The sequence below is a fragment of the Paenibacillus lacisediminis genome (genome assembly GCF_046567315.2).
Map to the genome: position 1 here is coordinate 234513 of NZ_JBKIAX020000005.1, position 23806 is coordinate 258318.

Below are 23806 nucleotides of genomic sequence, written 5' to 3' on the forward strand. Positions count from 1 at the left end.
AAAGAGCTTATACCAGCGGCTGGCATAAGCTCTTTTACTTATGATCATTCGCTTAATTCACCAGGCTCGAAGGCCAGTTGCCGTACCATGCATATCCGGTTCTTCTCTCTTGATCAATATCGCTGAGTTTGTACTTCACTACGCCATCACGCATTTGTAAATTGTTTACTTCTCCAATGCAAGCAGTCTGGTTTTCATCTCCAGGCCGCCGCGGTAGCCGGTGAGCGCGCCGTTTTTGCCGATGACCCGGTGGCAGGGCACGGTCACGAGCAGCGGGTTGGACCCGATCGCCGCGCCGACGGCCCGTACGGAGGACGGCTTGCCGATAGACTCGGCGATATCCGAATAGGAACAGGTTTGTCCAAACGGAATGTCGCAAAGTGCTTGCCAGACGGTGAGCTGAAACGGGGTTCCCTGCAAGTCGCTGGGAATGGTAAAGCTATGGCGTTTGCCTTGAAAATACTCGATAAGCTCGGCGGCATAGGACGCCAGCTTCCGGTCGTCGCGAACGAGCGGGCTGCCGGGGAAGCGGCGGGAAGCCCATACGGTCAATTCGTCAAAAGGCCGATTAGGAGAGCCGACATACGCTAACCCTTTCTCCGTTGCACAGATGTATAAGTTCCAATCTTGATCGGTAAGCTGCGACCAGAATAAGGTTTGCGCTTGGGTTGTTTTCATCATATTAAGCACCTCCAAAAGTGATAAATAGCTCTATGGTTTCCGCCGGTCAACGCTTTTGCGAGCTTCTATATTCCGCAGGCGTGAGTCCGGTTGTTTTTTTAAACAAAGTGATGAAATAAGCCGGGCTGCCGATGCCGACATCCAAGGCGATGTCCGTGACGGTTCGCCGTGAATGGATCAGCGCCATTTTCGCCTGATTGATTCTGCACTGCTGGATGTATTCTCCGGGGGTCATCCGTTTGACGCGTTTAAAAGTACGCTGCAAATGGAAGGGACTGCCGTGGCACATATCGGCCAGCGTTTCCAGCGTCAGCTTCTCCTGGTAATGCGCATCAATGTAATCGGCGATCTGGTCCACCCATTCCGCATCGGGCAACGGCCGGCCATCCGGCTTGCAGCGCTTGCACGGACGAAATCCGGCGGCTTTGGCCTGTTCGGCATCCGCGAATGTGCGCACGTTTTCCCGCTTGGGCGGTTTCGATTTGCATGATGGCCGGCAAAAGATCCCCGTGCTGCTCACCGCATAAAAAAACCGTCCGTCATACGCGGCATCGTTATGGATAATCGCCTGCCACCGCTCCTCGTTAACGATGGGATGCTTCCCGTTTGTCATAAGATCACCTCCAGACTCAGTATACCCCTGCCTTCCGAACCAAGCTATGCTTTTCGAATAGAAAAGCAAGATAACGAAATGATAGGATCGCGGATCGTGTTAAAACTATAAGTGTAGAAGCGTGCGCATAGAAGCGGACGCCAAAGTAAGGGGGTTACTTTTATCAGCCAGACATATTCAGGGGAGCCGGACGCGGTTTGGGAAGATCAGGGGGACCTGCTGCGGCTGACGGTTCCCAAGGAATTCAGTTTTGCCGAAAACATGAAATACTTGTCGCGGTCGTCCAACGAGTGTCTGTCGCGCATCAGTGATCAGCGGCTGTACAAAGCTATTCCGCTTAAATCCGGCGAAACTCCCGTCGTGGAGATTAGTGCGGACGGGAGCGATGTCCTTACGGTCCGGTTCCTGGGCGGCACCGCTCCTTTCCGGAAACAGGATCGTGAAGCGGTGGCCTGCTATGTCAGGGATTGGTTCGATTTGGATACGGATTTGCGGCCGTTTTATGAGTTGGCGAAAGGGGATGCACTGCTCCGGGAAGCGGTGAATTCATTTTATGGTTTGCGCAATATCGGAATTCCGGATTTGTTCGAAGCCATAGCCTGGGGGATTATCGGCCAGCAGATCAATCTGGCTTTTGCCTACACCTTAAAGCGCCGCCTCGTTGAGCAGTTCGGGCGGTCCGTGGATTGTGAGGGAGAACGGTACCTTGTATTTCCTTCCGCCGGGGACATCGCCGCCTTGAACGTTCAGGATCTGGAGGGAGTCCGCATGACCCTGAAAAAATCCGAATACCTGATCGGGGCGGCCCGGCTGATCGCTGCGGGAGAATTGACGAAGGAAGGGCTGCGGGCGGCAGGCGGGATCAAGGAAGCGGAGAAACAGCTCGTCAGCATCCGCGGCATCGGACCGTGGACGGCCAATTACGTGCTGATGCGCTGCCTCAGAATGCCGGACGCTTTTCCGGTTGACGATGTCGGATTGCATAACGCGGTCAAGCATGTGCTTGGAATGAACCGGAAGCCGAGCAAAAAAGAGCTTTTGGCCTGGGCGGAAGGCTGGAAAAAGTGGGAGTCGTATGCGACCTTCTATTTGTGGAGAGTGCTGTATTAGCGTTTGATAACTACCGGCGAGTATGGAAGCAGGCAGCCGCCGTGGAAGAAATCCGGAGCTGCCTGCAGGTGATTTCCGTTTAAGTGCGAGTTCAAAAAGTTGGGTTATCAGGACCGAGAAGGTTGAAAGAAGCTAGGGACTGAGTAGCGGAGCGTAGACAGATCTACGTGAGCAACGGAAGGCCCAGCTGAATTCAAGATTCGACGTCGAGTCCTCTCCCTGTACTGCTTCGTCATGGGAAGACGACTTTTTGAACAACCTTTTTAAAATTATCTGGCCATCCAGCCGCCGTCCACGCACAGAATATGCCCGTTCAGATAATCCGAAGCGGTGGAAGACAGGAACACGGCCGGGCCTTTCACGTCGTCCGGCGTACCCCAGCGGCCGGCGGGAATGCGGTCCGTAATCGAAGCCTTGCGGTTCTCGTCGGCGCGGATCGGTGCCGTGTTGTCCGTGGCCATGTAGCCGGGAGCGATCCCGTTCACCTGAACGCCGCTCTCCGCCCATTCGTTGGCGAACGCTTTGGTGAGTCCGGCGACCCCGTGTTTGCTGGCTGTATAGCCGGGAACGTTGATCCCGCCTTGATAGGAGAGCATGGAGCAAATGTTGATGATTTTGCCGCTGCCTCTTTCGATCATATGCCGGCCGGCGATTTGCGACAGCAGGAACACCGTATTCAGATTGATGTTAATGACGTCGAACCAGTCTTTTTCGCTGTGGTCTTTGGCCGGCGCACGGCGGATAATCCCGGCATTGTTGACGAGAATGTCGATATGTCCGGTGAGCTTAAGCGCTTCGTCGAACGTCTCCTGCAGCTTGCTGTGATCGCTCAAATCAACGATGATTTCCGCACCTTTTCTGCCGAACGCTTTGATTTGTCCGACCGTTTCCGCACTGGAGCTTAGCGAAGCGCTGACGACGTCGGCGCCCGCTTCAGCCAGCCCTGCGGCGATGCCCTGGCCGAGACCGCTGGCCGCGCCCGTAACTAAAGCTGTTTTCCCCGTTAAATCAAACCATTTCATGAATAATGCACCCCTTATCATTTCAATTTTCCGTTTCAAAACTCGATGATGATGCCGGTATGTTCGTACCTGCGCGCCGTGTCGGCGCTAAGTCCGCCGTCGGTGATGATCCGCGACAACTCCTTTAGCGAGGCGAATGTGCGCAGCGCCGTTTGTCCGAACTTTTGATGGTTCATAACGGCGATCGTCTCACGGGCCGTTTCGATCATGGCGCGCTTGAGGCCGATCAGGTCGCCGGTATAAATCGACAGCCCGTGTTCGGGATGGATCCCCGTCGCCGAGATAAACGCTTTTTGAATGTTCAGCTGCTTGACGTAAGCCGCCGCCTCCGGGCCGGCCAGCATGTTGCGGACCCGATAGCCGCCCGGAACAACGAGGCGGATTTGGTCTTTGACGGCCAGCTCGCCGATAATATATACATCGTTGGTAATGACGGTCAGCGGGCGGTTGTCGAGCCGGCGGGCGATTTCCAGCGTCGTGCTGCCTCCGTCCAGCGCAATAATGTCGTCCGCTTCGATATGAAGCAGCGCTTTGCGCGCGATCTCGGCTTTCTCCTCCGCATGCTTGGCCAAAGGCTCCCGGGACGGCAAAATCCCGAATTGGTCCCCTTGCGCGAGCACCGCCCCGCCGTGTACACGGACCAGCAGGCCCTGCTCCTCCAGCTTGGCGAGATCTTCACGGATCGTCTTGCCGGTAACCCCCAAAGTTTCGCTTAATTCCGCTACCGTAACCTCTTTGTTCGTTAGCAGAATCTCCATGATTTTCTCGTACCGCCGTATCTGACTCATCGTATAGCTTCACTCTTCCGTTAAGGTTTTACTTCCTAAAATAAGAGTTCAAAAAGTCAGGTTTTCAGCACCGAAAAGGTTGAATGAAGCAGGGACTGAGTAGCGGAGCGTAGGATAACCTACGTGAGCAACGGAAGGCCCGGCTGAATTCAAGATTCGATGTCGATTAAGCTTCTTGACCAGCTTCGTGATCAAAAGTTGACTTTTTGAACAACCTCTCTTATTTTAAATCTTTCATTGCCACCGCGTCCATGTCCCCGTATGCTTTGTTGTCGCCGGCCATGCCCCAGATAAATGTATAATTGCTTGTGCCGACGCCGCTGTGGATCGACCAGCTCGGCGAAATGACGGCCTGTTCGTTACGCATCACGATATGGCGGGTTTCATCAGGCCCACCCATCAGATGAATGACCACGGCGTCCTCCGGCAAATCGAAATACATATAAGCTTCCATGCGCCGCGGATGGACGTGAGCCGGCATCGTGTTCCACATGTTGCCCGCCTTGAGCTGAGTCATTCCCATAACGAGCTGGGAGCTTTGAAGGCCGTTTTCGTGGATCAGGCGGTGGATCGTCCGTTCATTGGAATTTTCGATCGATCCGAGCGCCGCCGATTCCGCCTCGGCCAAAGTCGTTTTGGCGGTAGGAAACTCCTTGTGGGCCGGAGCGGAGTTCAAATAGAACTTCGCCGGCTTCGCCGCGTCCTTGCTTTTAAAAATAACTTCCCGCGATCCTTTCCCCACGTACAGGCAATCTTTGGTGCCCAGCTCGTATTCAGTGCCATCCACCACGATCGATCCCGGCCCGCCGATGTTAATGGCGCCGAGCTCGCGCCGCTCCAGGAAATAAGCCACGCCCAGCTCTTTGAGATCGGTTTCCAGCTTCACCTCGCGATTTACCGGCGCAGCGCCGCCGACGATCAAGCGATCCTCATGCGTGAGCACGAGTTCGAGCTTATCCGGCGTAAATAGCTGCGGAATCAAAAACTCCTGGCGCAGCCGGGCCGTATCAAACTGTTTCACTTCATTCGGATGAGAGGCATAACGACGTTCCATTTTTCTACCGTCTCCTTTTTTTGTTTATTTGGGTGTATAATGTTCATATAGGTTCATATTAATCCCGTTTGTGTTCATTTGGCAAGTATTATCTGCGTGAATCCGTAAGCGATGGAAGGAGCGGTTATGAACCCTTATCAAAAAAGAATGAAGGAAATCGCCGGAAAAGCGGCCCGCGGAGCATGGAATCGGCCTTTGCTGAACAGCGGGTTATGGTTTCATGGGGACGTTCGGGATAACTTTTATTACGCATCCTATTTGTTTGCCGCCGCGGTGGATGTGGAAGAGGAGCCGCCGTTTGACCGCGATGAGGGCAGACGTTTGGCCGAAGCGGTAATGCTGCGCGTCCTTCGGCTGCAGGATACGAACCCGGACAGCCCGCTGTACGGCCATTGGCCGCTGGGCCTTGATCCGGTGCCCGAACAGGCGCCGCCGCATGTTCTGCCGGTTGAACTGATGGGCAGTCTCATGGTGTTTTTTCGCCAAACCTATGGCGGGCAGATGAGCAAGGAACTGGCGGAACATTTCGACGCCGCGTTAGAGCACGTATATCAGTGCGGATTTTACCGCAAACCGCTCGTGCATTACGGCCATCATGAGGCGAAATATACGGCGGCCAAGCTGATTTTCGGACGGTGTTATGACGATGCCGTGCTGTTTGCGAACGGAAGGCGCTGCCTGATGCAGACGCTGGAGAAGATCCGCCGGGAGGGCATGGCGGAATACGGGGGGCTGCCATGGTTCTGGCATTGGGTTCAAGCCTTCACCTGCGCCTGGGCGCTGATCGAGGAGCCGGAAGTAAAGGCTGAGCTCGCCGAAATGCTGGACCATCTATGGGAGGTCAGGGCGCTTTATTATTTGAAAGGGGCTTGGGCGGGCCCTCATTCCCGGGGCTGGCCGCATGATGCGCCGAAGGATGCCAATGTGCTGCACGATTACGTGCAGTTTGGGGATTTCGGGTTGCCGGAGGAAATGCCGCGTACGGAGTATGCCGGGTTCTTGTTTTATGAAGCTCCCGAAAACGCGCGCCGTAGAGCGCTGGAGCATGCGGAGCCGGCCGAGGTTTGCAGGGCGGTCATCAAAGAGGTTGATGGCGAGAAGCACAAACTGCATTCCTACGTATATGTGACGAACCGTTTTGCAGCCGGAGGACTCTGGGAAAGAGTGAAGGAATTCGACAACGAGCAGATCCGCTGGTTGTTCAGTCTTCCCGTGCGCCTAGAGGGGAAAGGGAATCAGCTGTATTTTTTTCATCCTGGCGAAGGGTATAATATGGAGGGCGGCGACCCGCGCCATCAGAGCGAATGGACTAGCGTACTGTATCGCAAAAACGTCGTCATGGCGCTGTACCCGCTGCCGGAGGACGTGCCGGATCTAGTGATCGGCGTGCTTCCGGAAGGAGAATGGACGTTTGGGGCGAATGCTATATTTGGCAGGGCGGAGGACGTGTTTTTCGCCGTTTACCTGACCGGTTATTATGAAATCTGTGATCAGGACGGGTATAACCTGGTCGTATGCCGGGGGCGCCGGGGCGGCGCTGTTATCGAAGCGATGGGTCTTGAGGATGCCGAACGGCTGGGTATTGCCGAATTGAAGGCTTTTTCCTCGACTATGTCTGCCCGCGCGCCCCGATTCACAGCGACGGCTGGGAAGATGAGCGTAGAGTACACCGTCAGCTTGAACGGCGACAGACTTTCCTTGTGTGCATCAGGTCCCGGCGATCCGGGAGAACTGAAATTGAACGGCCAACGTTTGACGTGGAATTATGATTCGTTTTAGATTACATTTAATATAGAGAATCAATAGAAAAGAGGAATTTCCATGAAAAAGCTGCAGCTCGTACAAAAAATCGTCGAGGAGGGCGTTGTTGCCGTTTTACGCGGCGAGACGCCGGAGGAAGTCGTGTTAATGGCCGAACAGGCGATTGCCGGCGGCATTAAAGTGATCGAAGTAACGATGACGATCCCGTTTGCGCTGGAGGCGATCGAGAAGCTGGCCCGCAAATACTCCTGGGATGCGAAAGAAGCGTCGAACTATGCGATTATCGGCGTTGGCACGGTGCTCGATCCCGAGACGGCGCGGGCGGCTATATTGAGCGGCGCCCAATTTGTCGTTGGGCCATCGCTGAACCGCGATACGGTGCTGCTCTGCAACAGATATCGTATTCCTGTCATGCCCGGCTGCATGACGATCAAGGAAATCCAGGAGGCGCTAGAACTGGGGGCGGACATCGTCAAGCTGTTCCCGGGCAACCTGTATAATCCATCGATGATCAAGGCGATCAAAGGACCGTTGCCGCAGGCCAACATCATGCCTACTGGCGGCGTATCGCTGGACAATTTGGGCGAATGGATCAAAGCTGGCGCTGCGGCCGTCGGTATCGGCTCCGATTTGACGAACGAAGCGGTGAAGCAACGCAATTTCTCGCTGATCGCCAAAAAGGCGGCGGCCTACAAGGAAGAATATTTGAAGGCCAAGGGATTGAAGTAATTTTGCGGAAAATATAATACCAGCCGTGAGCAGCCGTACGAATAAACAAACTAGCCGCACAATAGGCAGCGATTGTTTCGTACGGCTGCGTTAATCTATCTGGTGACATTCTATCCTGCACAGTTCCGGCGGGGACGAGCTGCAGGCTATTATAGTCTCGGGTTTGCAGACGGGTAACAGGTAACAGGTAACAGGTAACAGGTAACAGGTGGGGCAGGTAACGGGGATTCCACGGCCTGACACAACGTTCTGATTGGATATAATCCAATAGAATTGGAAATTGAGAGGTAAATACAGCAGCTTGATTGGACTATTTCCAATAGATGAGACTCGGCAGACGCAAAATGGGTGGTTTGAGCGAATTCTATTGGAAATTTTCCAATGTGGGGGCAAAACTTAGACCGTTGTTCGGCAATCTATTGGAATTTTTCCAATGAGAGGTGGAGGGGCGACCTTGGTGCGGGAGCTCTGACGTTATCACACACGACATTTCTTGTGGCGGTGAACTACGAGCCGATAAGTCGGGGCGGGTGGCAGATTTTCAATATCTGATGGCGCTTCGAGGCATCGACAACTATTTGGGAGGAATGAGGCATGGATCTGGGACTGAAAGGAAAGCGGGCGATCATCACGGGCGGCAGCAAAGGCATCGGTCTGGCTACGGCCCTGACGCTTGCCGGCGAAGGGGCGCGGGTGGCGATTGTAGCCCGCGGGCTTGAGGCGCTGGAGGAAGCGGAAGCCAAACTAAAGGAACAAACGGGAGTCAAACCGCTTATCCTGCAGGCGGACGTCTCCTCGGAATCCGAGGTGTGCCGGGCCGTGGAGCAGGCGGCCGCGGAGTTTGGCGGTATCGATATTCTCGTGAACAATGCCGGTACTTCGGCGGCTCAGCCCTTCGAGCAAGTGGAACCGGAAGCGTGGGGCGCCGACCTCGATCTCAAGCTGATCGGGGCGGTGAACTTCGCCCGGGCGGTCATCCCCCATATGCGAAAGAACGGAAGCGGCGCGATTCTCAACGTCACCGCGATCAGCGGCAAAGCGCCCGGCGCCTCTTCGCTGCCCACCTCGGTCAGCCGGGCGGCCGGGCTCGCCTTAACGAAGGCGATGAGCAAGGATTTGGCGCGCGCTAACATCCGCGTGAACGCCGTTTGCATTGGCCTCATCCGCAGCGGTCAGATCGAGCGCAAATGGAAGGCGATGGCTCCAGAGCTTACCTGGGAGCAATTCGCCGCCGATCCCCGCTTCGGCATCCCGCTTGGCCGCATCGGCCAAACCGAAGAAGCCGCAAAGGTTATCGCTTTTCTGGTATCGGACGCGGCGTCGTATGTGACCGGCACAGCGGTAAATATCGACGGAGGTACCTCGGCGGTGCTGTAGCGCGGGCGGCGCGGGGCGCGGCAACGCAGGTAAATGCGGTCATGAAACCTAACTATAGCGGTCCTGTCCGGAAAAGGCGGGGCCGCTTTTACTTCTTTAATGTCGAAAAATAAACTTTGCGAACCGCAATGCGGGAATTCGCTTCATCCCTTCCGTTCCCAAAGCGCTGCCCACCGTGCCAAGCAATGCGCTCGCGGTAGCCAGCTTAATCAGGTAGTAAAGTCCGGTTCCGGCGATTAAATCCAGGATGATAAAATTCCGGATCGTAGACGCCTTGATCGTCACAAATATAAAGGGACGATGTTTCGTTTCGGCCATGTGATGTTTCCACCTTTTCCGTAATGTAAGAAACAGTATTCGCTGTTTTTCATATATATTGATTGTTTGGTTTGTACCATGCGTGTAATCTGGAAGTCCCGTTTGGACAAAACCGCTTGGCGGTCTTTTTGTGCATGCCGGACTACAAAAAACTTAAAAAAATGCACATGGAGCTTAAAAACGAGCGGTAAGCTGAGAAAACCTGCATGTTAAAGTAAAGTGACGAAGCTGTATAATGGAAAACACGTAATCGTTCCATTTCGTTTGAGCTCGGTGTGATACCCTTGTGATGGGAGGAATGCGGCATGAGGATCAGGGTCATATTGGCGGACGACGAGCCGGTCATATTGCGCGGTCTAAAAAAACTGATAGCTTGGGAAGAATTGGGGTTTTCGATGATCGGAGAGGCCAATGACGGCAACGAACTGAGACAATTGCTGCGCGAATGCCGCCCGGATCTGATCATCAGCGATATCAGCATGCCGGGATGCAGCGGCATCGACATTATCCGCGAGATCCATGAACAATCCCTGCAGGTAAAAATCGTTTTCATTAGCGCATACCAGGAGTTTGCCTATGCCCGGCAGGCGCTTCAATACGGCGCTGTAGACTATTTGGTCAAGCCGGTGAACAAAGCGCATTTGGAAAGCGTCGTCGGCAAGGCGGCGGCGCTGATCCGCGAGGAATACGAAGGCGAGCGGGCCAGAGAAATGCTGACCCATTACAAACGGAAACAACGTACCGTGACGATCGAAGAGCTGCTGGACGGCTTGATGGACGGGGACAAGCGGGCGGCTTCCGAATTGACCCGCATGGGCGCGATGGCGCTGAGCCGGCATACGAGCGTCTGTATGCTGGAGCCGGATGAAACGATGGGAAGCGCCTCCCGCTGGGAAGAACGGGAACGAAAGCTTGTCCATTTCGCGCTGCACAACATTATCAAAGAAACGATCGAGCCCGGCGGCAACTGCTTGATGTTTCAGAAAGACGGAAGGTTCGGGATCCTGATCCAGCATGAACACGCGGACGAGCCGTGTAAGTTGGCGTACGACCTGCACGGGAAGATCAACGCTTTCCTCAAATTGCCGGTTTCTCTTGGAATAGGCCGGCCGGTATGCGGCATCGAGGCGGCCTCCGATTCCTACCGCGCCGCGTTGAAAGCGCTTAACAACAAATATTTCACTGGTCTTAACCGTGTGATCGAGACGGATGGAACTGCGGCGGATCGCTCTGAAGAGTTATGCAGCATCGCGGAGTTGGAGGAGAACATAGCCAAGGCGCTGATGTCGCAGAACAGGGAGGAACTGCATGTGGCGACGAACCGGCTTCTTGCGGCGATTGAGCGGCGGGCGGCGGACGATAAGCAACTGGCGGTGATGAGCGCGTACAATGCGATCCTGCTGCTGGATCAGCATATGGAAAGAATCGGCATCCAGCTGGGCGCATCGGGCCATGATCCCAACGCGTTGTTGGCGAGATTGTCGGGGCATGCGACTTATGAAGGCGTAAAAAAGGAGTTTGCGGCGATCGTGGAGCATGCCTGCAAACAGATCGTCCATAAGCTGGCAAACAAAGAAATCGCTGAGCTGCGCCGGATCCAAACGTATATGGAGAAGCACTACGCCGAGAGCATCACGCTGGAGTCCATGGCAGCCATGATTTATATGAACCCGTACTATTTCAGCAGCTTTTTTAAAAAGCATACCGGGAAAAATTTCAAGCAGTATTTGACGGAGGAACGGATGAAGCATGCGCTCCGCCTGCTTTTGGAAACGGACCTGATGATTTATGAAATCGCCGAGCGAGTCGGCTACAACAACGCCCGCCATTTCAGCGACATGTTCAAAAAGATGTACGGCAAGCTGCCGCAGGAGTATCGGCAATCCGCCAGCGTGGAATAGGAGAGGGGCATATGCGCTTACGCAGCAAAAAATTTACCAGCATTTTCGTTAAATTTTCGGGGGCCTTCATTTTGGTCGGGCTGGTTCCGCTGTTTACGCTGAGCCTTTTTTCGGTGAACACGTTTACGAGGTATGTAGAGCGGTATACCACCGGGAATTTGCAGCAGATGGTCACGTACATGAGCTATAACCTAAACACCGCTTTTAATGAATATAACGAAGTGTCGAAGCTGATGTATACCGGCAACTACGAAGGCTTCATTGAAAGCTCCAGGCAAAACCAGACTTATAATGTCGATGAACTGGAACAAATCAACAATATTCCGATCAATTCGTTTCTAAAGACGTTGCTGTACAGCGACAATTATATCAGCAGCGTGTATTTTGTCCGGGAGCGGGACGGGAAACTGTATTATCAGGAAAAAGAAAACAGGGGGATGGACGCGGAACTACTGCCTTATGGAGCATGGCGTCGGCAAATGAGCGCCAATCCTTCCAAAGTGGCGATCTTCCCTACGCATACCGACGATTATTACCTGGCATCAGGCCGCAAAGTGTTTACCATCGGCCGCAGCCTGATCGATATTTCCGGCAAAGTGACGGCCGAGCCGAAGATCGTCGGCACGTTGTTTCTGGACGTGGACGCCGCGATTTTCGATCAGTATTTCAAGGAGCTTCATCTGCGGGAGCAAGACGAACTGTATTTACTGGACGGGGACGGCAACGTCTATTTCAGCAATCGGGAGGAGGTGGCCCTTTCGCCTGGGGAACAGGATAAGCCCAAGCCGGATCAAGGAATGATGGTGATCTCGGAGCCGATCCCGTTTCTGAACGGCAGCCTTACCGCGCGAATTCATCGCGCTTCGTTGTTTCAGCAGTTGCTATCGGTGCGAATGACCGTGTTTATCGCCATCGCGCTGTGTGCCGCTTCGCTTGTCGTGATGGGCGCCTGGTTCTCGCGGCGGTTGTCCGCGCCGATCCTCAGGCTGATGAAGCAAATGGCCAAAGTCGAATCGGGAAACCTCGATACGCAGGTGGAGGTGCACAGCAACGACGAGTTCGGCAGGCTTAGCCATAGCTTCAACCGGATGGTCGAGCGTTTGAAGGCGTACATCGACGAAGCTTACGTGGCGCAGATCAAACAGAAGCAAACGGAATTAAACGCGCTGAAAAGCCAAATCCGCCCGCATTTTTTGTACAACACCCTTGAAGTGATCCGGATGAGCGCGGTGGATAAAGATGACCATGAAGTGGCCGACATGATTCTCTCGCTCTCCAATCAGCTGAAATACGTCATCGATTACGGCGAGGAGAAGGTCAGCATCCGCAGCGAACTGGACAATATCAGAGACTACTTTTACATTATTTCGGTCCGCTACGATCAGCGCTTTGAGTTCAGCTGCCATGTTGCTCCGGAAGTGGATTTGCATTGGCAAATCTTAAAGCTCTCCCTGCAGCCGATCGTCGAGAACGCGATCCAGCATGGGTTAAAGCAGCGGGGGAGAGGTACGGTCGGGCTTACCGTCGAAAGACGCGAGCGGACCATTGTCATCACGGTTTATGATGACGGCGTCGGGATGAGTTTCGATACACTAATGCGTTTGAACCGCGCGCTGAACGATCCCGAAGCTCCCGGCAAAAACATCGGGCTCAAAAACGTGCATGAGCGGATCAAATCGGTCTTCGGCGAACCCTATGGGATCGTCATCAACAGCCGGGAGCATGTCGGCACCTCGATTGTGCTTACTTTTCCCATTGTGGAGGAAACGGCGGCAGAACGGACGGGAACGTAAACTTTCCGTTCGTTTTTTTGTGCTTGCGGCTGCCCTGGCTTTCTTAAAAATACGCATGCCGAGCTTAAAAAAGTTCATTCTGCCCGAGAAAGGCAGATGTTATGCTTGAACTAAGGAAACGTTTTCAAAACGGTGGTGCGCACATCGTTTCATCCGTTTCCAGTTCGCAGGAACAAAGGGAGGTTACTTTAAAGATGATTAGAAAAAGAGGCTCAAAACTTTCCGCCCTGGTCTTGGCGGCATTCATGGTGCTCAGCGCATGCGGCGGAGGCAACTCCGGCGGAAATACGGCGACAACGCCTTCAACCGGCAGCAATGGAAATGCCGCCGGGGGAGATGCTCCGAAAGAGATCAGCTTTACGATCGGCTACGCTTCCGGCGACCCTGCCACGAAAAAAGCGATCGCCGATACGGTTCAGCGATTTATGGAAGCGAATCCGCAGATCAAAATCAAAGATATCAGCGAAACGTCGTCCGCCGCTTATCTGGATTGGCTGAAAACGAAGGATGCGGTCGGCGAGTTCCCGGACTTGGTGGAAATGCGGGATACGGAAGTGTTTGCCGATGCGGGCAAAATCGTAGAACTGCCGTCCGATTTGCTGGAGTTGTTCAACGACCCGCCGAAGGTGGACGGCAAGGTATGGAATGCGCCGATGCAGGTCAACTCGCCGCAGGGGATCATTTACAGCAAGAAAGCGTATGAGCAGGCTGGCATCACCGAGCTGCCGAAAACGTACGACGAATTCATCGATATCCAGGAGAAGCTGAAGGCCAGCGGCATTTCGCCGATCGTGGTCGGCGGCAAAGATATTTTCCATATGGGCTTTTGGGTCAACAAGTTCCTGATCGACCAGGTGTACGCAAACGATCCGGATTGGAACTCGAAACGTACGGCCAAAGAGGCGAGCTTCACCGACGCGAACGTCGTGCAAGCGATGACGGACTATAAAGAGCTGTTCCAAAATTACGTCGATAAAGGCTGGCTGAGCACGGGCGACAATCAGACGGCATCCTTCCTGGTAAGCGGAAAAGCGGCGCAGTTGTACTCCGGAACATGGATGTTCACGCAGATCGCCGAAGCCGACCCGAATTTCGAATTCGGCTTTTACGCGCTCCCTGACCGCGAAGGCAACGTAAACGTGATCGGCCTGCCTTCTCCGGCCGGCTGGTCCATATCGGCGGAGGCCTCCAAAGATGCGGACAAGGTGGAAGCGATCAAACAGTTTATCCGCTTCTTCTTCGAGCCGGAAAACTATTCGCTGTATTTGGCCAGCATCAATGCGATTCCTTCGACCAAAGAGCAGGTTACCTATGAATCCAGCGAGCAGATGCAGGTGGTGCTCGGTCTGATGGCCGATCCGAATGTTAGAAAATCGCTGGCGATCAACAACTGGTGGGGCGAAAACCAAATTCCCCCGCAGTTCCGCAACTGGTATTACAAGCTGCTTCAGGAACTGGTCGCAAAGGATGGGGACGTTCTGGAATACATGAAGCAGGCGGACACGGAATACGACAACGAAGTCAAAGCCAATGCGATGTAAGGCAGCCCGGCAAAAACCGCAGGAACCTCCTTCGGGGAGGTTCCTCTTTAATCTCAAGCGTTCCGAAGGAGGGAGACAACCATGGCTGCACCTGCCGTTAATTCCGGAAAAACGTATGCTGCTACGAAAAAGAAGAAAAAATGGCAGTCTTATGCATTGTTCTTCATCTTGCCGTCCTTTATTTTGTATACATTGTTTGTGATCGTTCCGACGTTTGGCAGCGTCTATTACAGCTTCACGTCATGGGACGGCATTAGCGCCGACGTACGGTTTATCGGACTGGCCAACTTCGTGGAAATTTGGAATAGTCCGCGCGTCCATAACGCGCTCCAGAACACGTTGATCTTAACGATCAGCCTTGTCGTTCTTGAGAACTTGTTTGCCATTCTGCTCGCGATGCTGGTCGACAAAGTGCGCTGGCTGAGCAAAATATTCCGCAGCATCTTTTATTTCCCCACGCTGCTTAGCGGCATCGTGATGGGGTTCGTCTGGGCGATGATGCTGAATTACAACTTTGGCGTCGTAGGCCAATTGCTGGCCAAGATCGGCCTCGGGGCTTTCGCGGTTGATTGGCTTGGAGATCCACGCTACGCTATGCTGGCGATTCTTTTATCCACGGTCTGGAAAGGCGCCGGCTATTATATGATCATATATCTCGCCGGACTTCAGGGTATTCCCCAGGAAATGAACGAAGCGGCCAGCATCGACGGCGCAAACGGCTGGCAGCAGTTCCGCCATATCACGTTTCCGCTGCTGGCCGGATCGGTGACCGTATGCATGGTCTTGTCCATGATCAGCGCCCTGAAAATCTTCGATCAGATCGCGGTCATGACGGACGGCGGTCCCGGCTTTGAAACCGAAACATTAACCTATCTGATCTATAAGGTCGGATTCGGCGAGCTGCGGCAAGGGTTCGGGACGGCGCTGGCCATGGTGTTGTTTTTCATTATTTTGATTATTACCGTGTTACAAGTGAAGATTCTCCAAAAAAGGGAGGTCGAAATGTAATGTCGTTGCAAACACGTAAGCTCGTGATCGATGTTTTGATATTAATGGCGACGGTCATCGCGGCGGTATTTTTCTTCTTCCCGATCTTCTTCAACATCATGTCCGCCTTTAAGAGCAATGCGGAAATCATGAAAGACGCGGTCGCACTTCCGACATCATTGTACTTGGAAAGCTTCAAATACCTGCTGACGGAAACGAACTACCCGCAGGCGATCGTAAACAGTTTGATTTTGACGGTCGTATCGATTGTGTTCCAGGTGCTGTTCATTCCGATGGCCGGATACGCCATCCAGCGGCGGAACGCGAAATGGACGAAATTCGTCTTTCTGTATTTTCTCGCCGGGATGATGATTCCGTTCCAGGCCTACATGATCCCCCTGTTCAAAGAGCTCAAATTACTGGGGTTTTACGGTAGCTTGGCGGGGCCAATCATGATATACGTCGCCGGTTCGGTCGGCTTCGGCAGCCTGCTGTATTCCAGTTTCGTCAAGGGGATCCCGGAGGAAATCGAGGAAGCGGCGGAAATCGACGGCTGCTCCCGGGTGCGGATTTTCTGGAACATCGTGTTCCCGCTGCTCGGCCCGGTAACGGCCAGCATGGTCGTGCTGAACGGGCTAGGTATCTGGAACGACTTCCTGATGCCGATGCTCGTCCTGCCGTCCGGTGAACCGAAGACGATGGTCGTGGAAATTTACCGCTATATCGGCGAGTTCTCCTCCCGCTGGGATATGATCTTTGCCGGTACAACGATGTCGGTCGTGCCTGTGCTGCTCACCTTTATTTTCCTGCAGAAATATTTCGTCAAAGGGATTGCGGCGGGAGCGACGAAAGGCTAGGAGCCTTTTACGTCGATTGCGGTTTTGTGCAAAATTTATTCTGTTGCCGCAAGCTACGATATATGGCCGATTTCAGCTGAACAAAGATTATGTCATGCGATTGACCAATGTCAATTTGCTGCGCAGCTTTTACATGGAGGCCGGATTGTGGAGTTACAGCGGAAATGGGGGTACGACGACCGCTTCCACGACGAACATTTCAACAAGCGAATCATCGGGTATTCGTGGTTAAGAGCAAATTCACGATGAAAGGAAGGGACACCCTTTGTTAAAGGATACAGAGCAGCAATGGTTGAATGACGTCATCGCCAAAGTGACGGTCAAGATGGACGCGGTCAGCGAGCGTTCCCGGAACAAAATTCCTTATACGACCGTAAACGGCGTGCATGACGACCGGGCTACGGAAAATCCGACGGGTGACGTTGCAGATGGCATCAACTGGTGGACGAACGGTTTCTGGGCAGGCATGTTATGGCTGATGTACCATGAAACCGGAGACGAAAAATACAAAGAAATTGCGCAAATTTCCGAAGCGAAGCTGGACCGGTGCTTTGAGGAATTTTACGGCCTGCATCATGACGTTGGTTTCATGTGGCTGCCGACCAGCGTCGCGAATTACCGGGTGACGGGGAATCCGGAATCCCGCAAGCGGGCGCTGCATGCCGCAAACCTGCTGGCGGGCCGGTTCAATTTGGCGGGAGGCTTCATTCGCGCCTGGAACGATCTGAAGGAAGGGGATACGCGGGGCTGGGCGATCATCGACTGTATGCTCAACATTCCGCTGCTGTACTGGGCCACGGAAGAAACGGGCGACCCGCGCTTCAAGCAAATCGCGATGAAACACGCGGATACGGCCATGTCGGCGTTTGTCCGTCCCGACGGCTCCGTCAATCACATCGTCGAATTCGATCCTTTTAACGGCGGCGTGGTCCGTACGCACGGCGGACAGGGCTACGGAGAAGGCTCCTCTTGGACGCGCGGACAGACCTGGGCCTGGTACGGATTCATGATGAGCTATAGTTATACCGGGAAAGACGAGTATTTGCAGACGGCCAAGCGGGTGGCGCATTATTTTATGGCGAACATTCCGGAGGACGGGATCATCCCGGTCGATTTCCGCCAACCGGAGGAGCCGAAACTGGCGGACGATACGGCTGCGGCCATCGCGGCCTGCGGGCTGATCGAGATCGCCGAGGACGTAGGCGGGCACGAAAGCCGATCGTATGCGGCGGCGGCGCTGAAGCTGCTGAAAACGCTGGACGAATCGCGAATCGATTGGTCGCCGGATACCGACCAATTCCTGCTATACGGTTCCGGAGCCTACCATGCCAAGACGCATCATCACCCGATTATTTACGGCGATTATTATTTTATCAAGGCGTTATTCAAGCTGAAGGGCAAGCATGGCGATTTCGATTACTTCGATTATATCGAGCATCCCGTCAAACCGGACAGTTAAAAGGTACATGAACGGATCAAAAAAATTGTGCCGGGAGAGATGAAAGGCTGAGGATGTTATAGTTTGAGCGGAGGGGCAAGGAGTTTCTTGGAAAAGACAGCAAAGACGACCTTAGTTAAACTCGGCGTGGTCGTCTTTTTGTACAATCACAAATATTGACGATTCATAGATATCTATGTATAATCGGATCATGCTAAAATACAATTCTGCTTCCATGATTGGAAGAATTCACGAAGCTGTTAACAGCAGGATTATATTCGAGCTGGAGCGTAGAGGCATTGAAGGGATAGTTCCTTCTCATGGGGATATTTTGGCTCGTCTTTATCAGGAAGACGGGTTGTCCATCAAGGAGCTTGCCGAGAAAATCCATCGTACGCAGCCAACCGTTACGGTACTGGTGAACAAGTTGGAAAAGCTTGGGTATGTCAAGAGAACCAAAGGGAAGGAGGATGCGAGAGTAACCTCTATATACCTGACGGACAAGGGAATGGAATTGGAGCCTGTTTTCCAATCTATTTCAGATGTCTTGAACGAAGTGATCTATGGGGGCTTATCCGATTCAGAAAGAGAGCAGCTTGAAAAATTGTTGGACCATGTTTATCGCAGGTTCTAAACAGTAAAATTTTTTTTAATCTAGTGCATAGATATCTATGTAACTTTGAATAATAATCAAAAATATTGCTAATGCGGAGGTACTAGTCATGAAACATTTGATCGTCTACGCTCATCCTAGCCAAGAAAGCTTCAACCACGCCATTCTGGAGACTGCGGCAGGTACACTGAAAAGCAAAGGGCATGAGGTTGTCGTACGTGATTTGTATGCACTCGGTTTCCAACCTGTTCTTAAACCTGAAGATACGCAAGCTATGAAAGCCGGACAAACTCCTGCGGATATTAAAACGGAACAGGAATATATCGCTCAAGCGGACGTTATTACGTTCATTTATCCCATTTGGTGGACGGGATTGCCTGCGATTCTCAAAGGATACGTTGATCGGGTATTTGCATACGGCTTTGCTTATGCCTATGGCGCTGAAGGCATTGATCAACTGCTGAAAGGCAAAAAAGGGCTGATTATCAACACCCACGGTACGCCTAAAGAAATTTACGATCAAATCGGCATGAGCGAAGCGCTGAAACTTACTTCGACAACGGGTATTTTTGCCTTCACGGGCATTGAATCCGTTGGACATTTGCTGTTCGGCAATGTTCCAAGCGTTGGCGAAGAGGCCCTTAAGGGACATTTGAAAGAGGTTGAAGAAACAATTAATTCTTTATTTTAAAGGAAGTTCTTGAAACCTGGTGCGGTAATCCGCACCGGTTTTTTTGTATGACGGTAACTACGTTTTTCTAAAATCACCGAAAGCGGAAATTCGGATACGCCTATATTTATATATTGTATATTCTCCCGAAAACCCATTAAAATGAAAATCACTTGGGTTTATGTTATTTCAACGAAGGAGCCGCGCGGTGTTAAAACGAATTGTTATCATCTGTTTGATCGGCTTGATTTTTTCGGCCTTCATTCCGTTATCGATATACATATGGAACGGCAAGACGGTACAGGACTTACGAATTCGGAATGGAGTTTTGGACCTCAGTTCCTGGGATTATGAACAACATGGGCGGATTAATTTGGACGGCGATTGGGAGTTTTATTGGCACAAGCTGCTCTCACCGGACGATTTCGCTCCTATGGGGAAGGACAAACCGGTTTACGACGCCCTCATGGAGGTTCCTTCGACGTGGAACGGCAAACGGGTAAACGGTGTAACGCTGCCTGCCTACGGATTCGCAACCTACCGGGCCGTTCTGAAAAATTTGCCCCATGGCGGCATCTTTGCGCTCAAAAAAACGAATATCCGCTTTTCCAGTACGGTTTACGTCAACGGACAAAAACTGTTTGACGACGGCAAGCCGTCCGGGCGGCCGGAAACGTATAAAGCGGGGAATATTCCGCAAATGGGGTATTTTGCTGCCGGGCCGGAGGATGTTGAAATTATCGTCCAGGTCGCCAATTACGATTATGTGAATGCCGGGATTCCCGTTTCCCTTTATTTTGGTGAGCAAGCTGCCATGGTTCAGCACCAGAAGAAGGCGCTGGCCCTTGAATTCAGTACACTGGCGGCGTTAGGCATCCTCGCTCTCATCTATTTCATCTGCTATGTTGCAGCCGCGTTATACCGCAGGAAAGACAATTTGGTGCTTTGGTCCGCAGCCATTTGCCTGTTGTTCGTGGTTTATCACGGTTTGATCGGAGAACGTCCGCTTTTGCTGTTCCTGCCGGGGGTTTCGTTTGAGACGATCTACAAAATCAAGGATATGAGCGCGATCACCTGTTTTATATTGCTGGCCTGCTTCTTTTATAAATCGCAAAAAAGCCTCACTTCTCTCAAACTGATTCAGGCCGTTATCGCGCTTTTGGCTTGTGATCTCGTTCTGATCGCAATTTTGCCGATCGGGGGTTATACCCCGCTGCAGCCCTACGTGATGGTGGTATATGAATTTTTGCTTATTTGGCTGCTGTGGGAATTCGCTGTGATTTTCATTAAGAGCAAGCGAAGCGAGCGATTTAATTCGTTGTTGCTGTTTATGGCGATTCTGACGATCAACTTATATTCCCTGGATACGATTTTATTTGCCCTTTCCTTGAAAGAGAGCCTTTGGTTGGAGCAGCTGTATATCCTTATTTTCAACGTCATCATGGTTTTCCTGGTTGTGCAAAAGTTCTTTGAAGCGTATCACACGGTCAATGAAATGAAAAACGATTTGATCCGGCTCGACGAAATCAAGGACGATTTTCTGTCCGACACCTCGCAGCGGTTGACCGCGCCGTTAAACAACATCGTGACGATCGCGGATTCGCTGCTGAAGGGAGCGGAGGGACCCGTTTCCGACAGCCAGGCGCTCAATTTGAACGTCGTCATCAGCAGCGGCCGGAGGCTGACGTTTATCGTTAACGAACTGCTGGACTACTCGAAAATAAAACATGGCGACATCAAACTTTTTAAAACCCGCATCCACCTTAAGGACGCGGTCGACTCGGTGATCCGGGTGCACATGTTTTTGCTTAGCGGAAGGCAGATCCGGCTGGTTAACAAGGTGCCAGACAAATGGCCGGCCGTTTACGCGGACAGCAACCGGCTGATTCAGATTTTGCACAATTTGCTTGGTTACGCGATCAAAGCTTCAGAGCGGGGAATTGTTGAAGTTAACGGGGAAATCCTCAGGAATCAAATCAGGATCACGGTAAGGAGCAGCGGCGCGGGCATGGCGGAGGATATGATCGATCGTCTGTTTCAAAGCTTGGAAGACCGGGAGGATTCCGCGGAAAATCCGTATGGCGGCACCGTTCTCGGATTAAGCATCACCAAGAAGCTGGTGGAGCTCCATGGCGGAACGATCAGCGCCCGCTCCGCCCCGGGGAAAGGCATGGCGCTTCACTTTACCCTGCCGCTCGCGGATTCATTTTCGGAAAATACGGACAAGGCGATAAACGCAAGCCTGGCGACGGGGTTCGCATTCAGCCACTCGAATGAGCCGGCCAATGGGCGCAAGGAGGCGCCTCTTTCTGCGGAATACCCCATTTACGTTCCGGGGACAAGCGATGAAACGATCCTGGTCGTAGAAAATGATTTGGCCAACCTGCAAGCCATGTCCAACTTGCTGAAACTGGAAGGCTACTCGGCAGTGTTCGTCAACCGCGGGCAGCAAGCGCTGGAGGAAATCGCCGCAGGGAAGTCTTTTTCCTTGGTCATATTGAACATCACGCTGCCGGATATGAGCGGCTATGAAGTGCTGATCCGCATCAGGGAGCGGTTTTCCCCGTTTGAGCTTCCCGTTTTGATGCTGACGCCGAGAAACCGGGTGAAGGACATGAAGTTATCGGTGGAAAACGGAGCCAACGATTTTGTCGGCATGCCGTTTGAATCCGAAGAACTGCTGGCGCGTGTGCGTAGTTTGACCGAATTGAAGGCTTCCGTAAAGAACGCCAAAGATGCGGAAATCGCCTTTTTGCGTTCGCAGATCAATCCGCATTTTCTCTACAATGCGCTCAACTCGATTGCCGAGTTATGCGTTCAAGCTCCCGGGCAGGCGGAGGAACTGACGTTGGAACTCTCCCGCTATTTAAGGGGCAGCTTTGACTTCAAGCAATTGGTTTCGCTGTCGACTTTGGGGAATGAACTGGAGCTGCTGGCCGCTTACGTTCATATCGAGAAAGCGCGATTCGGCGAGCGGCTGGAGGTCGAATATGAGGTGGATGCCGAGCCGTCGCTTCAAATTCCGCCGCTGATTTTACAACCTCTGGTGGAAAATGCCATTCGGCATGGCTTGATGTCCCATTTGCAGGGCGGAAAGGTGAAAATCAGCGTCAAGAAAACAAGCGAGTCCGGGATCCATTTTTCCGTGGAGGATGATGGACGCGGGATGAGCGAACGGAAGCTGAAGGATGTGCTGAGCAAGGATAGGTATCAAAAAGGCGTCGGATTGTGGAATATCAGTCAACGCCTCAAGCTGCTTTACGGGAGAGGGATCTCTATTGAAAGCGCCGAAGGAATCGGCACCAAGGTTTCCTTCGATATTCCTGGACAAACCACAGTAACGGACGGGAGGAAAAGGCATGCTGCGGACGATGATCGTGGACGATGAAGAACTGTCGTTAAAACGGCTATCGAGAATTTTGGCGGAGAGCGGACGAGTGGAGAGCTGCCGGACGTTTCAAAACCCGCATGAAGCTTATGAGTATGTCAAATCGCATCCGATAGACGTAGCTTTTCTCGATATTTCCATGCCGGAAATCGATGGAATGAAGCTTTCCAGCCGTCTGCAGGAGCTGGATGAAGCGATTTACATCGTCTTTGTCACCGGTTACGACTCGTATGCGGTACAAGCCTTTGAACTGAGCGCGCTGGATTATTTGCTCAAGCCGGTCACCGTGCAGCGGGTGGCCAAAACATTGGATAAAGTCGGCGGAAGAGGCGGATTAAAGCCGCCGGTACCCGAGCTCGATATTAGGCTGTTCAACGGATTCCAAATTTACCGCAGCGGCCTCTTGCGGGAACCGCTTAAGCTGCGGAGCCCGAAAACCATAGAACTGTTTGCTTACCTGATTTGCCGGCGTACCGTCAGCCGCGAAGAAATCATCGATACGTTATGGAGCGGCCTTGCTCCGGAAAACGCATGGAAGAACTTAAATTCGACGCTTTATTATATCCGCAAGGCGATTGACGAGTCCAAAACGGGGAGCAGGATCATTTCCGGCAAAAACGAAATTCGCATTGAAGCGGGCGGCCTTTTTTGCGATTTGTACGAATTTGAACGGTTGCTGACGGACATGAGGCAGGCGCCGGAAAGTAGTTCGTCCATGATTAAGCGGGCGGAGGCTTTGTATGCCGGACCGTTGCTCAAAGGAAAAACTTATGAGTGGGCGGCCGATATCGCGCGGCGGCTTGAACAGGATTACATCCGGATGCTGGAGCATGTCGCAAGGCAGCACTTGGGGCAGGAAGATTTTATGCAGGCGCTGCATTACTTTTGCATCATTATGGAACTCGATGCTTTAAGGGAGGACATCGCTCTGGAAGTGATTCGCATCTATATTCGGCTGGGCAGGAAGAATGAGGCGCTTAGGCAATACCGGAAGCTTGAGGAACTGCTGCGGCAGGAGCTTGGAGTGTTGCCCAATGAGCAAATCCGTGCGGTGATCACTACGTTAAAATCATAAACGCTTATGCAGCGAAGCTTCGGAAGCGGTAGACTTTCGGAGCTTTGTTTATTTTTGGTTTACTCGAATAATATAAAATTTACGCAAATA

General features: G+C 52.6%; 22 protein-coding genes. 15 read left to right on the forward strand and 7 right to left on the reverse strand.

The window, feature by feature from the left end; all coding sequences use genetic code 11:
* Window positions 1–52 precede the first annotated feature (52 nt).
* From ACLD72_RS12215 to ACLD72_RS12225, 3 genes are read right to left on the reverse strand one after another with little or no spacing between them, the layout of a single operon-like run.
* Window positions 53–154, reverse strand: a complete 102-nt coding sequence (locus ACLD72_RS12215) for a pectate lyase (RefSeq protein ID WP_410999709.1) — start codon at window positions 152–154, stop codon at window positions 53–55.
* An 11-nt stretch (window positions 155–165) separates the two neighbouring features.
* Window positions 166–678 carry a methylated-DNA--[protein]-cysteine S-methyltransferase gene (locus tag ACLD72_RS12220; protein WP_458475803.1) on the reverse strand — a complete coding sequence of 171 codons (513 nt, stop codon included), beginning with the start codon at window positions 676–678 and terminating at the stop codon, window positions 166–168.
* Window positions 679–727: 49 nt separating this feature from the next.
* The gene (locus ACLD72_RS12225) at window positions 728–1294 is read right to left on the reverse strand and encodes a bifunctional transcriptional activator/DNA repair enzyme AdaA (protein ID WP_251593850.1); all 567 of its coding nucleotides are present in this window, start codon (window positions 1292–1294) and stop codon (window positions 728–730) included.
* Between the two features lie 162 nt (window positions 1295–1456).
* Here ACLD72_RS12225 and ACLD72_RS12230 point away from each other — a divergent pair, with 162 nt between their 5' ends.
* A complete protein-coding gene (locus ACLD72_RS12230; RefSeq protein ID WP_410999813.1) occupies window positions 1457–2404 on the forward strand; it encodes a DNA-3-methyladenine glycosylase family protein in 948 nt (315 codons plus the stop codon).
* A 269-nt stretch (window positions 2405–2673) separates the two neighbouring features.
* Here ACLD72_RS12230 and kduD read toward each other — a convergent pair whose 3' ends face one another.
* The 3 genes from kduD to kduI all read right to left on the reverse strand — a co-directional run bounded on the left by kduD (window position 2674) and on the right by kduI (window position 5268).
* A complete protein-coding gene (kduD, locus tag ACLD72_RS12235; protein WP_410999815.1) occupies window positions 2674–3426 on the reverse strand; it encodes a 2-dehydro-3-deoxy-D-gluconate 5-dehydrogenase KduD in 753 nt (250 codons plus the stop codon).
* A gap of 35 nt (window positions 3427–3461) precedes the next feature.
* A complete protein-coding gene (locus tag ACLD72_RS12240) occupies window positions 3462–4214 on the reverse strand; it encodes a DeoR/GlpR family DNA-binding transcription regulator (RefSeq protein ID WP_251593847.1) in 753 nt (250 codons plus the stop codon).
* 220 nt (window positions 4215–4434) lie between these two features.
* Window positions 4435–5268, reverse strand: coding sequence for a 5-dehydro-4-deoxy-D-glucuronate isomerase (gene kduI / locus ACLD72_RS12245; protein WP_410999711.1), 834 nt, complete (start codon window positions 5266–5268; stop codon window positions 4435–4437).
* 126 nt (window positions 5269–5394) lie between these two features.
* On the opposite strand from kduI, the gene ACLD72_RS12250 reads away from it, so the two are divergent.
* The 3 genes from ACLD72_RS12250 to ACLD72_RS12260 all read left to right on the forward strand — a co-directional run bounded on the left by ACLD72_RS12250 (window position 5395) and on the right by ACLD72_RS12260 (window position 9135).
* Window positions 5395–7047 (forward strand): hypothetical protein, encoded by a 1653-nt coding sequence (locus tag ACLD72_RS12250; protein ID WP_410999713.1) that lies wholly within the window; start codon window positions 5395–5397, stop codon window positions 7045–7047.
* A gap of 42 nt (window positions 7048–7089) precedes the next feature.
* Entirely contained in the window at window positions 7090–7758 is a 669-nt protein-coding gene (locus tag ACLD72_RS12255) for a bifunctional 2-keto-4-hydroxyglutarate aldolase/2-keto-3-deoxy-6-phosphogluconate aldolase (protein ID WP_410999715.1), read from the forward strand.
* Between the two features lie 594 nt (window positions 7759–8352).
* Entirely contained in the window at window positions 8353–9135 is a 783-nt protein-coding gene (locus tag ACLD72_RS12260; protein WP_410999717.1) for an SDR family NAD(P)-dependent oxidoreductase, read from the forward strand.
* Window positions 9136–9231: 96 nt separating this feature from the next.
* Here the strand turns inward: ACLD72_RS12260 and ACLD72_RS12265 are convergent, their stop codons facing one another.
* The gene (locus tag ACLD72_RS12265; protein WP_410999719.1) at window positions 9232–9453 is read right to left on the reverse strand and encodes a hypothetical protein; all 222 of its coding nucleotides are present in this window, start codon (window positions 9451–9453) and stop codon (window positions 9232–9234) included.
* Window positions 9454–9758: 305 nt separating this feature from the next.
* Here ACLD72_RS12265 and ACLD72_RS12270 point away from each other — a divergent pair, with 305 nt between their 5' ends.
* From ACLD72_RS12270 to ACLD72_RS12320, 11 genes are all read left to right on the forward strand, one after another.
* Complete coding sequence (locus ACLD72_RS12270) at window positions 9759–11354, forward strand: response regulator (protein WP_410999721.1); 1596 nt, start codon at window positions 9759–9761, stop codon at window positions 11352–11354.
* A gap of 11 nt (window positions 11355–11365) precedes the next feature.
* Complete coding sequence (locus ACLD72_RS12275) at window positions 11366–13147, forward strand: sensor histidine kinase (RefSeq protein WP_410999723.1); 1782 nt, start codon at window positions 11366–11368, stop codon at window positions 13145–13147.
* Between the two features lie 194 nt (window positions 13148–13341).
* Window positions 13342–14688 carry an ABC transporter substrate-binding protein gene (locus ACLD72_RS12280; RefSeq protein ID WP_410999725.1) on the forward strand — a complete coding sequence of 449 codons (1347 nt, stop codon included), beginning with the start codon at window positions 13342–13344 and terminating at the stop codon, window positions 14686–14688.
* 81 nt (window positions 14689–14769) lie between these two features.
* The gene (locus ACLD72_RS12285; RefSeq protein WP_410999727.1) at window positions 14770–15696 is read left to right on the forward strand and encodes a carbohydrate ABC transporter permease; all 927 of its coding nucleotides are present in this window, start codon (window positions 14770–14772) and stop codon (window positions 15694–15696) included.
* On the forward strand, window positions 15696–16532 hold the full coding sequence (locus ACLD72_RS12290) for a carbohydrate ABC transporter permease (RefSeq protein ID WP_410999729.1): 837 nt from the start codon (window positions 15696–15698) through the stop codon (window positions 16530–16532). The genes ACLD72_RS12285 and ACLD72_RS12290 overlap by 1 nt, the downstream gene beginning before the upstream one ends.
* 43 nt (window positions 16533–16575) lie before the next feature.
* Complete coding sequence (locus ACLD72_RS12295; protein WP_458475787.1) at window positions 16576–16764, forward strand: hypothetical protein; 189 nt, start codon at window positions 16576–16578, stop codon at window positions 16762–16764.
* Window positions 16765–16797: 33 nt separating this feature from the next.
* Window positions 16798–17991 carry a glycoside hydrolase family 88 protein gene (locus tag ACLD72_RS12300; RefSeq protein ID WP_410999733.1) on the forward strand — a complete coding sequence of 398 codons (1194 nt, stop codon included), beginning with the start codon at window positions 16798–16800 and terminating at the stop codon, window positions 17989–17991.
* Between the two features lie 190 nt (window positions 17992–18181).
* Window positions 18182–18604 (forward strand): MarR family winged helix-turn-helix transcriptional regulator, encoded by a 423-nt coding sequence (locus ACLD72_RS12305; protein WP_410999817.1) that lies wholly within the window; start codon window positions 18182–18184, stop codon window positions 18602–18604.
* An 88-nt stretch (window positions 18605–18692) separates the two neighbouring features.
* Window positions 18693–19274, forward strand: coding sequence for an NAD(P)H-dependent oxidoreductase (locus ACLD72_RS12310; protein ID WP_410999735.1), 582 nt, complete (start codon window positions 18693–18695; stop codon window positions 19272–19274).
* A 187-nt stretch (window positions 19275–19461) separates the two neighbouring features.
* Entirely contained in the window at window positions 19462–22641 is a 3180-nt protein-coding gene (locus tag ACLD72_RS12315; protein ID WP_410999737.1) for an ATP-binding protein, read from the forward strand.
* Complete coding sequence (locus tag ACLD72_RS12320) at window positions 22613–23716, forward strand: response regulator (RefSeq protein ID WP_410999739.1); 1104 nt, start codon at window positions 22613–22615, stop codon at window positions 23714–23716. Before ACLD72_RS12315 ends, ACLD72_RS12320 begins: the two co-directional genes overlap by 29 nt.
* The last annotated feature ends 90 nt before the right edge of the window (window positions 23717–23806 follow it).

Excerpts from the sequence above, each read along its gene's own strand:
- kduD (WP_410999815.1), bottom strand. The coding sequence starts at position 3,426 with ATGAAATGGTTTGATTTAACGGGGAAAACAGCTTTAGTTACGGGCGCG.
- ACLD72_RS12215 (WP_410999709.1), bottom strand. The coding sequence starts at position 154 with ATGCGTGATGGCGTAGTGAAGTACAAACTCAGCGATATTGATCAAGAG.
- ACLD72_RS12225 (WP_251593850.1), bottom strand. The coding sequence starts at position 1,294 with ATGACAAACGGGAAGCATCCCATCGTTAACGAGGAGCGGTGGCAGGCG.
- ACLD72_RS12290 (WP_410999729.1), top strand. The coding sequence starts at position 15,696 with ATGTCGTTGCAAACACGTAAGCTCGTGATCGATGTTTTGATATTAATG.
- ACLD72_RS12240 (WP_251593847.1), bottom strand. The coding sequence starts at position 4,214 with ATGAGTCAGATACGGCGGTACGAGAAAATCATGGAGATTCTGCTAACG.
- ACLD72_RS12250 (WP_410999713.1), top strand. The coding sequence starts at position 5,395 with ATGAACCCTTATCAAAAAAGAATGAAGGAAATCGCCGGAAAAGCGGCC.
- ACLD72_RS12305 (WP_410999817.1), top strand. The coding sequence starts at position 18,182 with ATGCTAAAATACAATTCTGCTTCCATGATTGGAAGAATTCACGAAGCT.
- ACLD72_RS12310 (WP_410999735.1), top strand. The coding sequence starts at position 18,693 with ATGAAACATTTGATCGTCTACGCTCATCCTAGCCAAGAAAGCTTCAAC.
- ACLD72_RS12320 (WP_410999739.1), top strand. The coding sequence starts at position 22,613 with ATGCTGCGGACGATGATCGTGGACGATGAAGAACTGTCGTTAAAACGG.
- ACLD72_RS12255 (WP_410999715.1), top strand. The coding sequence starts at position 7,090 with ATGAAAAAGCTGCAGCTCGTACAAAAAATCGTCGAGGAGGGCGTTGTT.
- ACLD72_RS12260 (WP_410999717.1), top strand. The coding sequence starts at position 8,353 with ATGGATCTGGGACTGAAAGGAAAGCGGGCGATCATCACGGGCGGCAGC.
- ACLD72_RS12285 (WP_410999727.1), top strand. The coding sequence starts at position 14,770 with ATGGCTGCACCTGCCGTTAATTCCGGAAAAACGTATGCTGCTACGAAA.
- ACLD72_RS12265 (WP_410999719.1), bottom strand. The coding sequence starts at position 9,453 with ATGGCCGAAACGAAACATCGTCCCTTTATATTTGTGACGATCAAGGCG.
- ACLD72_RS12270 (WP_410999721.1), top strand. The coding sequence starts at position 9,759 with ATGAGGATCAGGGTCATATTGGCGGACGACGAGCCGGTCATATTGCGC.
- ACLD72_RS12275 (WP_410999723.1), top strand. The coding sequence starts at position 11,366 with ATGCGCTTACGCAGCAAAAAATTTACCAGCATTTTCGTTAAATTTTCG.
- ACLD72_RS12280 (WP_410999725.1), top strand. The coding sequence starts at position 13,342 with ATGATTAGAAAAAGAGGCTCAAAACTTTCCGCCCTGGTCTTGGCGGCA.
- kduI (WP_410999711.1), bottom strand. The coding sequence starts at position 5,268 with ATGGAACGTCGTTATGCCTCTCATCCGAATGAAGTGAAACAGTTTGAT.
- ACLD72_RS12220 (WP_458475803.1), bottom strand. The coding sequence starts at position 678 with ATGAAAACAACCCAAGCGCAAACCTTATTCTGGTCGCAGCTTACCGAT.